At 67.9% G+C, this 12,638-nt stretch carries 11 protein-coding genes; 9 read left to right on the forward strand and 2 right to left on the reverse strand.

What is annotated here, in order from left to right:
• Positions 1-10: 10 nt before the first annotated feature.
• The 4 genes from A3CU_RS44665 (at position 11) to A3CU_RS49765 (ending at position 3,778) form a co-directional block, all read left to right on the forward strand.
• Positions 11-919, forward strand: a complete 909-nt coding sequence (locus A3CU_RS44665; protein WP_052371689.1) for an SseB family protein — start codon at positions 11-13, stop codon at positions 917-919.
• A gap of 78 nt (positions 920-997) precedes the next feature.
• Positions 998-2,269, forward strand: a complete 1,272-nt coding sequence (locus tag A3CU_RS0113310; RefSeq protein ID WP_156960349.1) for a sensor histidine kinase — start codon at positions 998-1,000, stop codon at positions 2,267-2,269.
• A complete protein-coding gene (locus A3CU_RS0113315; protein WP_027942710.1) occupies positions 2,266-2,940 on the forward strand; it encodes a response regulator in 675 nt (224 codons plus the stop codon). The genes A3CU_RS0113310 and A3CU_RS0113315 overlap by 4 nt, the downstream gene beginning before the upstream one ends.
• Before the next feature lie 169 nt (positions 2,941-3,109).
• Positions 3,110-3,778 (forward strand): response regulator transcription factor, encoded by a 669-nt coding sequence (locus A3CU_RS49765; protein WP_052371690.1) that lies wholly within the window; start codon positions 3,110-3,112, stop codon positions 3,776-3,778.
• On the opposite strand, the gene A3CU_RS0113325 is transcribed toward A3CU_RS49765, so the two are convergent.
• Positions 3,723-4,370: a response regulator transcription factor gene (locus A3CU_RS0113325; protein WP_027942711.1), complete on the reverse strand. Its 648-nt coding sequence runs from the start codon at positions 4,368-4,370 to the stop codon at positions 3,723-3,725. The two genes, A3CU_RS49765 and A3CU_RS0113325, sit on opposite strands and share 56 nt — an antisense overlap.
• Before the next feature lie 188 nt (positions 4,371-4,558).
• On the opposite strand from A3CU_RS0113325, the gene A3CU_RS49770 reads away from it, so the two are divergent.
• The 5 genes from A3CU_RS49770 to A3CU_RS44685 all read left to right on the forward strand — a co-directional run bounded on the left by A3CU_RS49770 (position 4,559) and on the right by A3CU_RS44685 (position 11,571).
• Positions 4,559-5,284, forward strand: coding sequence for a helix-turn-helix domain-containing protein (locus A3CU_RS49770; protein ID WP_052371691.1), 726 nt, complete (start codon positions 4,559-4,561; stop codon positions 5,282-5,284).
• Positions 5,285-5,559: 275 nt separating this feature from the next.
• Entirely contained in the window at positions 5,560-8,382 is a 2,823-nt protein-coding gene (locus A3CU_RS0113335) for an AfsR/SARP family transcriptional regulator (RefSeq protein WP_169739627.1), read from the forward strand.
• Positions 8,382-9,692, forward strand: a complete 1,311-nt coding sequence (locus A3CU_RS44680) for a S8 family serine peptidase (RefSeq protein ID WP_063628822.1) — start codon at positions 8,382-8,384, stop codon at positions 9,690-9,692. The genes A3CU_RS0113335 and A3CU_RS44680 overlap by 1 nt, the downstream gene beginning before the upstream one ends.
• 93 nt (positions 9,693-9,785) lie before the next feature.
• Positions 9,786-10,892 carry an AAA family ATPase gene (locus A3CU_RS0113345; RefSeq protein WP_043841000.1) on the forward strand — a complete coding sequence of 369 codons (1,107 nt, stop codon included), beginning with the start codon at positions 9,786-9,788 and terminating at the stop codon, positions 10,890-10,892.
• A gap of 118 nt (positions 10,893-11,010) precedes the next feature.
• Positions 11,011-11,571: an SMI1/KNR4 family protein gene (locus A3CU_RS44685; RefSeq protein WP_063628823.1), complete on the forward strand. Its 561-nt coding sequence runs from the start codon at positions 11,011-11,013 to the stop codon at positions 11,569-11,571.
• Positions 11,572-11,906: 335 nt separating this feature from the next.
• Here the strand turns inward: A3CU_RS44685 and A3CU_RS53465 are convergent, their stop codons facing one another.
• Complete coding sequence (locus tag A3CU_RS53465; RefSeq protein ID WP_052371692.1) at positions 11,907-12,170, reverse strand: HNH endonuclease; 264 nt, start codon at positions 12,168-12,170, stop codon at positions 11,907-11,909.
• Between the last annotated feature and the right edge of the window lie 468 nt (positions 12,171-12,638).

Genomic DNA, 12,638 nt, shown 5'->3' on the forward strand with positions numbered 1-12,638 from the left:
GATGTGGCGAGTGGACTACGGGTGGCGGCCGGCCAACGACATCGAAACCGGGATGCGGGCGGCGTTGGAGAGCAGCGATGGTCAGCGCTATGCTCGGCTGCTGCGGTCGGCCACGCTGTATATGCCCGCCCCACCGGACCCGGGTTCGCCGTGGCCGCCGAGCCTGCCGCTGCCGGAAGGCAACCACGCGATCGTGTTCACCTCCACGGCCGGCCTCGACGGGATACTCGGCGGTGTGGTGGACACCTATGCGGAGACCACGGTGGAATCGCTGCGAGAAGCACGCCCTGCCGACACTCAGCTCGTGGTGAATCCGGGCCTGCCGATCGGCGTGTTCCTCGGCCTTGGCGAGGTGGACGACCTGGCCGAGGGCCGGCAGTCGCTGGTCGGAGTCGAGGAACTGCAGAACGCCGTGGTGGACGAGGTGCTCGCGGAGGTCCGGCAGCTGACGCTGGCCGAGTTGGGCGGTGACGCCGATGCCGCGTCCGAGCTGGAACCGGCCAACCAGCTGGAAGAGCGGCTGCGAGACGCGGTGTCGCGTATGGACTTCGACGAGTTCCTGCTTGCGCTGATCGACGCGGACGTCGTGCTTCCGGTCACCGAACCGGTCGCCGATCTGCGGCGAATCGAAAGGGATGATTTCCCCTGGCGCGTCCTCGGCGACGACGAGTCACCCATCGTCCCGATGTTCAGCTCGGAACGCGTCCTCGACACCATCGCTCTCGGGAGCCCACCCCGCGTAGCGGTGTCTTTTTTGGACGTCCTGGTGCACTGGCCGAGCAACGACCACGTGCTGTGCCTGAACCCTGGCACCAGCATCGAGCTGGTCCTGCCCGGCGACAGTGTGCCGGAACTGGTGTCCGCGCTCGCCGAAGCCGCCGTCGACCCCGGAAACGGCGGCCCCACCGCCGGCGCTTGACCCGCGGCGAATTCGCTTCATCATGCCGATTCCCGGGGTCCTCGCCGAGCCCTTCATCGGTGAATGGTGCCGTGTTCAATGTGTGATTTAATCCCCTCCGAGTGGGTATTCCCTCGGTCGGTGCTACCTTGCGCCAGTGTGTGCAGGCTGGTGAAGCGTTGGTACGTAAATGCCAACCCGTTGTTCTTGGACACCGCTTTGGCGGTGGTTGCCACGGCGATCACGTTGGGGTGGGCGGTCTCGTCGGACCCGCACTTCGACGGCTTGCGACAACTCGACGGTCTCGGAGTCGCGCTGACCTGCCTGGTGAACCTTCCGCTGGCCGTCCGGCGCCGCGCGCCGATCGCCGTGCTGGTGGTTTCGTGCCTGGCGGCGAACGTGTATTTCACCTTGGGCTACCCCGCCGCCCTGAACCAGGTCATGATTTTGCTGGCGATGTACACCGTCGCCATGCACCGTCCGCCTTTGTGGTCTGTGCCGAGCGCGGCGTTCACCGCCGGTGTCTTCGCCTACGCGCAATTGATCTCGCAGTTGGGGCCGGCGTGGTTGACGGTGGCCCAGAGCGTGGTGCTGATGGCCGTGGTCTGGCTCCTCGGTAACAGTTCGCGCCGGCTCATCGCCACCAATGTCCTGCTTGCGCAGCTCACCACGCAGCAGAAGCGGGAGCAGGAACACCGGGCCCACCGGGCGGTGACCGAGGAACGGCTGCGTATCGCGCGAGAACTGCATGATGTGGTCGCACACCACATGTCGGTCATCTCCGTCCAGGCCGGCGTGGCTCGCTACGTTTTCGAATCCGACCCCGCGACGGCCAGCGCCGCGGTGGACACCATCGCCGGCACCAGCCGGGAAGCGCTGGAAGAAATGCGCCGCCTGCTGGCGGTGTTGCGGATCCCGCCCGACCGGCCGGAGGACGCCCTCGACGCCTATGATCCCGCGCCAGGTCTGGACCGGATGGGCGACCTGCTGGACCGGGTGCGCGTGGCGGGCGTTCCGGTGGATCTCGAGGTGAACGGGGAAGCCCGCCCGTTGGCGCCCGGCGTGGAACTCTGCGTTTACCGGGTGGTTCAGGAATCCCTGACCAACGTTCTCAAGTACGCCCAGGATTCCCGCGCGACGGTCGAGTTGACCTACCGGCGGGACGAGTTGCGGGTCCGGGTCGTCAACGACGGCCCGCCCGTATCGCATGACGACCGGACGAACACGGGGCAGGGGCTGGCCGGTATGCGCGAGCGTGCGAGGCTTTACGGGGGCCGGCTCACCGCCGGGCCGAGGCCGGAAGGTGGTTTCGAGGTCGTCCTCGTCGTGCCCGCGGTGGCCGCGGCCGGCGCGACGAAGGAGGGTCAATGATCCGGGTACTCGTCGCGGACGACCACGCGCTGGTCCGGGCCGGGTTCGTCGCCTTGACCCGGGCCGCGCCCGGGTTCGAGGTGGTCGGCGAGGCAGCCGGTGGTGAGGAGGCGGTCGCCCTGGCCGCATCGACCGAACCGGACGTGATCCTGATGGACATAAAGATGCCCGGGACGAACGGCGTCGTCGCGACCGAGCGCATTCTCGCCGCCGCCGGACAGGATCCGCCGCGGGTGTTGATGCTGACGACCTACGATCTCGACGAATACGTCTACGCGGCGCTCCGGGCGGGCGCGTCCGGCTTCCTGCTCAAGGACACCGTGCCGGACCGGCTCCTGGCCGCCATCGAGTTCGTGGCGGCGGGGGACATGCTGTTCGCGCCGAGCGTGACGCGCCGGTTGATCGAGGCCTACACGAATACCTGGCCCGCGGAGTGGTCGAGCGATCTCGGCGTGCTGACGAACCGGGAGGTGGAGGTGCTCCGCCTGGTGGGCCGGGGCATGACCAACGGCGAGATCGCGGATGCGCTGGTCGCGAGCGAAGCGACCGTGAAGACGCACCTCAACCGGGCCATGTCCAAGCTCGGCCTGTCCAGCAGGGCGCAGGTCGTCGTGTTCGCCTACGAGAACCGCCTGGTCGTTCCCGGCAGCTCACGATTACCGCGAGAGTAACGTGTGCATACCGCGAAAGTTGTAGAGCGGCTACACGTTTCCGCACGGGTATCGGCAAAAGTCAATACCGAAACGGACTTAACGGGTTGCGTGATCGGCTAATATACTGGTGATGGCAGCACATTCAGGTTCACCACCGGAAATCCGCATTTTGCTCTGTTGTGGTGACGTGCTGTTCGGTGCCGCGCTCGAAGCGCTCCTGATGCAGCACGCTGACATCACCGTGGTCGAGACCCTCAACAGCGCCGCCACCCTGACCGACGCCGTGCAACATCACCTGCCCGACGTCGTGCTTGTCGCACGGTGCGAGGTGGAGCCGGCTCAGGTCCGCAGCGCGTCGAAGCTCGCCAAGATGGTGGTTATCGGAGCCCACAACGAACCGCGCAAGGTGTGGCAGGCGCTTTCGCTGGGGGTGCGTGCCTTCATGACCGAGAGATCCACGCCGGAGGAGGTGCTGGGCGCGGTTCGGACGGTCGCCGCGGGTTCGTCGATCATTCTGCCCCTGGCGGCCGGCCAGGACATCGGGCCGGAGGTGGCATGGCAGGCCTTCGACAGCTCGCCCGAAATCGCCCTGCTGACCCCTCGTGAACGGGAGGTGCTCCAGCTGATGGCATCCGGGCTGTCCAATTCGAGCATTGCGAAGAAGCTCTTCGTCACGCCCGCGACCGTGCGCTCACACGTCCATCGTATCCTCGCGAAACTCGGGGTGCGCAGCCGCGTGCAGGCGGTTTCCCTGGCCTATCAGACGCGTCTGGTCGATGGTCTGGACGAGATCGCCGGCGTCAGCCCTCCTGGTTCCGGGCGGGAGACAGCAGTCCGGTCCGATATGCGACGCTGACCGCTTGCGTTCGGCTGCTGACGCCGAGTTTCCGCATCATGTGATGGACGTGTGAGCGGATCGTGGTGTCCGAAACCAGCATTCTCCTCGCGATGTCCATATTGGACAGGCCGTCCGCGAGCAACCGCAACACCTCGGCCTCCCGCTGGGTGAGAACGCTTTCCAGGTACCGCGATCGGGTGGGAACGTCCTCGGCGGGCTGGGCCAACCGCAGCGCCAGCGCCGGAGGGACCACCAGGTACGAACCGCCGACGACCACCTCGACCGCCGAGAACAGGACGTCCGGTGTGGTCTGCTCGTCCAGGACCGCGGAGATTCCCCGGGCCAGCCACCGGGCGCTCTCGTCCGGGCCCTCGCCGCCACTGATCACGATGATTTTGGACAGCCGTGCGATTTCCGCGACGTCGGTGGATTCGGCGAGGTCCCGATCGCCGAGGACAAGGTCCGGACCGTGGGATCGGACCACCTCCAGTGCGGATCGGGTGCTGGGCCGGACGTCCACCACCTTCAGGCCGTCCCGATCGCGCAGCAGCGCTTCGATCCCGGCGCTGCTGAGGGTGTCGGTGAGGCAGAGCACGATGCTGATTGTCACGAGGCATGTTCCTCTCTCGCGGCAAACGCCGTCGACATCTCTTGTGACCACTATTGCGGGTCTCTGGCGTTTCCGGCACCGTTCGCGCGTCTCATGAGACGTTCTGAGACATGGTCGGACGATCTCGTACGAGGTGACCAGCGATGGAATGATCCCGGTGCGCCACTGGGCCACGAAGGGAGTAGGTCATGGGCGGGCAGAAGCAGGTGCGGGAGTACTCATCGACCGGCCCGCTCGGCTCGGCTGCCGGGCAGGATCTGGTACGCGAACTCCGGCGAATGAAGGCCGCCTCGGGACTGAGCTTCGCGCGACTGGGAGCCGAAACCACCTACAGCAGGGCTTCGCTGGAGCGATACATCAACGGCAAGCTGTTCCCGTCGCGCCAGGCCGTCGCGGAAATAGCTCGCGCGTGCGGAGCGGACCCCGCGGACGTGCAGCGGTTGTGGGACGCCGCGGTGGCCGCCGAATCGGCCGCAGGGCAGCCGACGGCGCCCCTCGACCGCCGGACCGCGTGGCGCCGGCGGGCACGCCTGGTCGTGGCGGCACTCGCCCTCACGGCGCTCGTGCTCGGCCTGGACACGGGCGCGGCGCCGGGAAAGGGCTCGGTGCCCTCCGCCCGTGCCGACGGATGTCGCGATTACTACGCGGAGATCCGGGTCTACACCATTGGCAGGATGTGCTGGACCGCGGAGGGCGCAACGGTATCCGGATACGTGCTCAACCCGGCCGAGCCGGGACCGGCGCTCGCCCAGTTGTGTGTTTCGAACCGGCCGAACTCGTGCTCCCAGCTCATCGACCTGGCCACGGCCGGTGTGGGCCGGCAGGTTTGGTACCAGCGGACCGTCGGGCTGGCGCCCGGCTATGGCGCATGGATCCGGACCTGCCTGAGCGGATACTGCACGTCATGGAAGTAGGGAACCTGGCGTTACCGGTGTGCAACCGTGGCGGTAGTTCCCTGGACGTTTGTTGATACCGGGGGCGAGTATCGATCGTTTGTTGAACGACAGAACGATTGATTTATCCGAATCGAAGGAACGCTAGACTCGCTCGCGCCGTGGCAAACGCTGCGCCTCGATAGCGCCACCGGCACGGGCCGAATACTTCCCTGACAGCTTCGATTTCGTGTTCGGTGTCGCCGCAGGCGTGATTGCCGCCGTCAGCCGGAAGATGAGTGAGCGGGGTGTTTCGGGTGGAGTTCGGACTGTTGGGACCGCTCAGTGTCGAGGCGGGGTCTACCCCGATTTCGGTGTCGGCGAAACAGCAGCGGGTGTTGCTGGCCGCGCTCCTGCTCAACGCGCCCGGAGTGGTCTCCGTGGAAGTGCTCGCGGAACTCGTCTGGGACGGCCGTCCGCCCACTCGCTATCGAGCTGCCCTGCACACGGCCGTGCAGCGATTGCGCGCCACGCTGGGCTTCGGCAACGCCGGACTCATCCGCACCATCCCACCGGGATACACGATCGAGGTGGGCGCCGGCGATTTCGACGTGTTCCGGTTCGAGGCGCTCGCCGACCGCGGCCGGACCGCGGCGGCGGACGGCGACTGGATCACGGCCGCGGACCTGCTTCGGCAGGCCCTGGCGTTGTGGCGCGGCGACGCGCTCGCCGACATCACCGCGCGGACCTTGCATCAGCGCTACGGAGACGCGTTGAGCGAGCAACGGCTGCAGGTGCTGACCGCCCGCATCGAGGCCGACCTCCGGTTGGGACGGCACGAGGAGCTGATCGGAGAACTGACGCGGCTGATCGCCGAGCACCGCCTGTGGGAACGGTTCTACGGCCAGTTGATGCTCGCCCTGTACCGCGCGGGCCGGGTGTCCGACGCGCTGGCCGTGTACCAGCGCTTGCGCCGGACCCTCGCCGATGAGCTGGGCACGGACCCGGCGCCCGAGGTGCAGGTGTTGCACCGTCAGATCCTCCAGTCAGAGCGGCTGGATCCGGGCCGTGAGCCCGCTGAGGAGCCGTCCGGCGCCCCGGTCGCCGCGCCGCTCGTCCCCGCCCAGTTGCCCGCCGGTCCGAGGCACTTCGTCGGCCGCGCCCGTGAACTGAAGGCTCTCGACGCCCTGCTGGACCGGCGGGTCGCCGGCCGCCCGGGTACGGTGACCGTCGCGGCCATCGACGGCAGCGCTGGTGTCGGCAAGACCGCATTCGCCCTGCACTGGGCGCATCAGGCCGCGTCGCGGTTTCCCGACGGTCAGCTGTATGTCAACCTGCGTGGTTTCGATCCGACGGGGCAGCCGCTGCGCCCGTCCGATGCGCTCCGCACGTTCTTCGCCGCGCTCGACTTCCCGCCCGCGCGGATACCCGGCACGCTCGAGGCGCAGGCCGGTCTCTATCGGAGCTTGCTCGCTGGCAAACGCATGCTCGTCGTGCTGGACAACGCCCGCGACGCCGACCAAGTACGTTCCCTGCTGCCCGCGAGCCCTGGTTGCCTGGTCCTGGTCACCAGCCGCCGCCGGCTGACCGGCCTCATCGCCACCGAGGGGGCGCACCGGCTGCCCCTCGACCTGCTCAGTCCAGGCGAGGCAAGGGAACTCCTGGCCGGGCAGCTCGGCGCGGAGCCGGTGGAACGCGATCCGGACGCGGCGGCGGCCCTGGTCGAGGCCTGTGCCCGGCTGCCGCTCGCGCTCACCATCGCGGCGGCGTATTCGGCCTGCAATCCGCAGAAACCCTTGGCGGCCATCGCGCGTCAGTTGCGGGAAGCCGGGCTCAACACGTTCGCCACCGGCGACCCCGCCACCGACATCCGCACCGTTTTCTCGTGGTCGTACGCGACCCTGCCGGCCGGCGCGCAGCGCACCTTCCGGTTCCTCGGCCTGCATCCCGGCCCCGACATCACGCTCCCCGCGGCCGCGGCGCTCACCGATACCGACCCCGCGACGGTGGACGGTCACCTGGAGCATCTTGTACAGGCTCAGTTGCTGACCGAGGAGGCCCCGGGTCGCTACGCGTTCCACGACCTGTTGCGCGCCTACGCGACCGAGCAGGCACGTGCCCGCGACAACCCAATCGACTGGCATGGCGCGCTACGCCGGATCTTCGACTTCTACCTGTGTACCGCCCGCGAGGCGCAGTCGATGCTGCGACCGTCCATCGACTGCCTGGTTCCGCCTTCGCCGCCGCGGCCGGACGTCGTGCCCGAGCCCTTCACCGACACCCGGCAGGCCTGGGCCTGGTTCGAAGCCGAACACAAGGTGCTGCTGGGCGTGGTCACGATGGCCGCGCGGACCGGGTTCGACGTTCACACCTGGCAGGTCGCCTGGACGCTGGTGACATTCTTCGAACGGCGGGGACACTGGCACGACCTGGCGGTCGTCCAGCGAACGGCCCTGGACACCGCCCAGCGGTCCGGTGACCTGGCCGGCCAGGCGCACGCCCACCACATGCTCGGCCGCCTGTACGCCCGGCGTGGCGACCACGAGAAAGCCGGCGACCACTTCGGCGCGTCTCTCGAACAGTTCCGGCAACTCGGCGACGTCGTCGGCCAGGCACTCGGCCATCACACCTTCGCCGAGGTGCACGAGCGAGCGGGTCGTGACCGGAAGGCGGTGGCACACGCGGAACAGGCGCTGGAGCTGTTCTCCTCGGCGGGACACGAAATCGGCAAGGCCCAGGCGCGTAGCGCTCTCGGCTGGTACCGGTCGCGGTTGGGCGACCGTCAGGCCCGGCAGGACTGCGAGTGGGCCGTGCGCCGGCTGGCCGAGCTCGGCGACAAGCCGGGCGAGGCCGAGGCGTGGGCCAGGCTCGGCGCGGTCCACCACGACGCGGGCCAGTATCCGGAGGCGGCCCGCTGCTTCCGCCGTGCCGCCGGGTTGTTCCGGCAGCTCGGCGCCCGGTACTGCGAGGCGGCGACGCTGATGAGGCTCGGCGACGCGCAACAGGCGACCGGGGACCGGCCGGCGGCCAGGGAAAGCTGGCGGGGTGCACTGTCGCTTTTGGACGACCTCGGCCATCCCGATGCCGAACAGGTCCGTGAACGCCTCAGCCCCGTCGCGGTACGTGGGGTACCGGCCTGATGGCCGCCCGGGTGGGCGTGAGACTGGCCGTGGCGATCGCGGTGGCCGCCAACGCGATCCTGCTGGCACCGCCCGCGGCTTCGGCCGCCGCGGCGTGTCAGAGCCCCGAGCAGGGTGGCGGCCTGCTGCGCGAAACACCCTGGCCGCAACGGATGCTCGCGCCCGAGCGGGTCGCGCCCTTCGCCACGGGTGGTGGCGTGACGGTCGCCATCGTCGGTGGGGGCGTCGACGCGACCCACCCGCAGCTCGCCGGTGCGGTGCAGGCGGGATTCGACTTCGTGGGCAACAAGCCCGGGGGAAACTTCTCGTGTGTGAACCAGGGAACGGCGATCGCCAGCATCATCGTCGCACGGCAGGTCGACGGCATCGGGCTTCGTGGCTTCGCCCCCGGTGCGACGATCCTCCCGGTGCGCGTCGCCGACCGCGAGGTCGTCGACAACCAGTTACAGCGCGAATCGCTCGACCCCGCCCGTCTCGCCGCGGGCATCCGGTGGGCGGTCGACCACGGCGCCGGTGTCATCGACGTCTCGACCGCGCTGTACACCGGAGAGCCGGAACTGTCGGCGGCGGCGGCGTACGCGCGTGACCACGGGGCTGTGATCGTGGCACCGGCCGGGGACAACCACGCCAACACCCCGCCCGATCCCGTGTCGTTCCCGGCGGGGTGCGACGGTGTGATCGGGGTCGGGGCGGTCGATCAGAACGGCAACCGGATCGCCAACTCCCAGATCGGGTCCTATGTGGACATCGTGGCGCCCGGTGACACCGTGACGGGAGCGACCCTTTTCGGCGGGTATGCGGCCTACTCGGGCACTACCTACGCGGCCGCCTACGTCAGCGCGACCCTCGCGCTGATCCGCTCCGCTTACCCGACGCTCTCCGCCGAGGAGGTCACCCGCCGGCTGCTGGCCACGGCCAGCCCGGCGCCTGGCGGCGGGCGGGGCCCGGCCTACGGTGCCGGCATCGTCGATCCCTACCGCGCGGTGAACGAAACACTCGCCGGCCAGCCGCCGGCCGCGGCCGAGCCGCTCACCGAGCCCACTCTGGACCCTGCGGCCCGGCAACTGGCCGAACAGCACGAGTCCGCGCGGACACGAGCGTTTCTGCTTGCGGCGATCGGCGTGCTCGCCGCGGTTTTCGCCGTGGTCGCGGGACTGTGCATTCCCCGTGGCCGTCGCCTGCGCTGGCGTGTCGGACGTCGACCCGAGGCTCCGCCACGTTCTCTCGACGACGAGATAGCGAGTGGCTACCGTGCCCCACTGACCACCGAAGACGTATTCACCCCGCGGTCTGTGTCGCGCCGGAACTGAGGTGGATCCGTCACCGCGAAATCGTTTGCGGTGCCGTGCTCTGGTCGTCGATCATCGCGGTGTTCGGCCGGGTGACTGGGGAGGAAGCGAAGAGTGCGGGCGGTACCGGTGCTGTGGGTGTCCGGGGCACCCGGGGTGGGCAAATCGACGGCCGCCTGGGCCCTGTACCTGCGGATGCGCTCGGCGGGGCAGCAAGCGGCCCATGTGGACATCGACCAACTGGGCCTGTTCGCTCCGGCCCCGCCCACCGATCCGGAGCTTCATCGGGTGAAAGCGACCATCCTGGTCGAGGTACTGGCCACGTTCGCGCGGCACGGCGCGCAGCAGTTGATCGTGTCCGGGATTGCCGATCCACATCGCGGCATCGACCCGTACGTGCGGCACATTGAGCAACTGGACTTCACCCTGGTTCGCCTGCGCTGCGACCGCGACGAGCTGCGCCGTCGTTATCTGGGGCGCGGGTCCTCGGACGAGCGCCTGGATGAACTGATGTCGGTGGCCGAGGTGCTCGATCGCAACAATGTGGGCATTGCGCTGGACACTGCCGCGATGTCGCCGGACGAGGTCGCCGACGCGCTGGCCGACCACATCGGCAGGCCGTCGGACATGCCCTTGTGCCACGAGCGACCCATCGACGGGAAGTCCGGTAGCGGGGCACCGGTATTGCTTGTGGTCGGCCCTACTGCTGTGGGCAAGTCCACGGCCGGCTGGAAAGTCTTGAGCACGTTGTGGGAACGCGGCGTGGCCGCTGCCTACGTCGACGTCGATCAACTCGGGTTCTTCGCGCCAGAACCAAGCGCGCGGCTCAAGGCCGAGAATCTGGCCCGGGTCTGGCAGGGCTACCGTGATGCTGGTGCCCGAGCCCTGATCGTCGTCGCGCGCGGTGCTCCCGACGCCTACGAGCAGGCACTCGCCGGGGAGAAGGTCACCACCGTGCATCTCGATGCCTCGCCTGCCGATCTTGCGGAGCGCGTCGCGCGTCGCGCTCGGGGAGAGGGCCCCCGGCTGGCGGGCGACTCGCTGATCGCCCTGCCATCGTGGCAACAGAGCCAGATCGCCGCTCGCGCCGCTGACGAGGCGCACACGCTTCGACCGCGGCTCACCAACTCCAGCGTTGTCGTCGACACCAGTGGTGAGGACAGCTCAACAGTGGCTGCCCGCCTGGTCACGCTGCTGGAACCGGCATTGCTGAACATGTGACCACGGCCAAGGACTGAGTACGGCACAGGCCGGGCAAAGCGAGTCTGCACGCTACGTCTGTTGCGGCGTTTGTCGGTGCGGCCTCGTAGACTCGCGGCCACATGTCGAAGGGATTGCCGTGGAAGACCCGACGGGTATCGCAGCGCTGACCAAGATCCTGCCTTCGGACCTCGGTGCGGACGAGGAAATCGATTGGCCGGCAGCAGAGGCGCGATGGGGCACGCGGTTCCCACGTGACTACATGGCCTTCATGTCCATCTATGGCGCTGGCGAGTTCGTCAGCGCCGACGGATTCGGGGGGCTCGGTATCCTCATGCCGCTGCCCAAGGAGCGCGTCCACCCCCTGAGCGATGAGACCTTCGAGGACGAGACCGAGAACGCCCGTAGCACCTGGGAGATGCTGGGAGGTCAGGAAGGCCTCGACATCGACCCGCAACACATCCTCGCCTGGGGCGTCACGTCGGGCCCTGACATCCTGTGCTGGCTGACCGCTGATCCCGACCCCGACCAGTGGCCGGTCCTGGTCTGGGGCCGACACACTGACGAGGACTTCACACTCTTCGGCTGCGGCATGGTCGAATTCCTCCGCAGGCTGATCCTGGACGAGCACGACCCCTACCCCCTCAGCGTCAACCTATCTTCGCTGCGCTACGTGCACAGGCTGCAACAAAAGCGTTAAGAGCGCGTCTTGTTTGGACCTTGCTGGATGTCGCTGTGACGATCTGGCCGCGGCCCGTCGTGTCGAGGCCCCGTTGAAGCAGGTCGCCAGAACGAGGTGCTGCGCAAAGCGGCGGCCTATCTGGCGCAGGGCAATCAACTCGTTCAGCGCGGACACGCGGCGCCGGCGCACTCGCGAGGAACTCAGGCTGGCTCCCGGATCGAGACGAAATATCACCACAAACGCCGACAACGAAGCCTGGGCAAGCTCACCCCAGTCCAGTCGAGGCCGTACCAGCGGCCTGAAACCCGTCAGCCCAGTGCTAATCGAAGTCTGGGAAGTCCCATGCTCTTAACCTAAAAGGGCGGGTGGTCGGGTAGTGGGTTGTTGCGGGGTTCGTGGAGTGGTTCTGGTTTGCTGGTGTACTGGTCTTGGGTGGGGGTGGTGATGGTGATCTCGCCGGTGTCCTTGTCCATTGTGTACGACCANCCGGGCAGGTCCTTGATGTGATGGTCCTTCGCGCAGAATGAGGCCAGGTTGTCGTAGGAGGTCTCGCCGTCATCGGCGTCCCACGCTTGGACGTGGTCGAGCTCGCAAACCTGGGCGGGGCGGTGACACACCGGGGAGCGGCATTCGCGATCTCGGGCGTAGGCCAGGCGCGCCAGTGCGGCGGGTGGCCGGTAGGAGCGGCGGCCGACGGAGATGATCTGCCCGTCGTCNGGGTCGGTGATGATGCGGCGGAGGGTGGTGTTGGTGCCGTTGGCGATCTCGTTGGCCAGCCACGCCGGGATGATGCCTTGCGTGTGCCATGAACGTGAAAGGGGAGGGTTTCGGTGTAGAAGGCGAGATCTGAACTGGAGCGGTGCTGTGTTTGTGATGAAGGTGGGCCCTTCGGGATCGCTGTGCAGGCGGAGATCTCAAACCGCCCTGTGTTGCTGCGGTGAATGAGTCGTGGTGGTGAGCGACAGGGAAAAGGCACTGCGAGACGGTGTCAGGTGGGGGTCGGGAAGGCGAATACAAGTGAACCATCGAAGACGCGTCGTTATGATCAAAATGACATCGAAACCAGAGCTGGGCAAGGGGTTCTG

This window comes from Amycolatopsis taiwanensis DSM 45107, assembly GCF_000519205.1.
Lineage (GTDB): Bacteria > Actinomycetota > Actinomycetes > Mycobacteriales > Pseudonocardiaceae > Amycolatopsis_E > Amycolatopsis_E taiwanensis.

Coding starts and splice junctions, on each gene's coding strand:
- A3CU_RS0113310 (WP_156960349.1), top strand. CDS start 998: ATGTGTGATTTAATCCCCTCCGAGTGGGTATTCCCTCGGTCGGTGCTA.
- A3CU_RS0113315 (WP_027942710.1), top strand. CDS start 2,266: ATGATCCGGGTACTCGTCGCGGACGACCACGCGCTGGTCCGGGCCGGG.
- A3CU_RS49770 (WP_052371691.1), top strand. CDS start 4,559: ATGGGCGGGCAGAAGCAGGTGCGGGAGTACTCATCGACCGGCCCGCTC.
- A3CU_RS44680 (WP_063628822.1), top strand. CDS start 8,382: ATGGCCGCCCGGGTGGGCGTGAGACTGGCCGTGGCGATCGCGGTGGCC.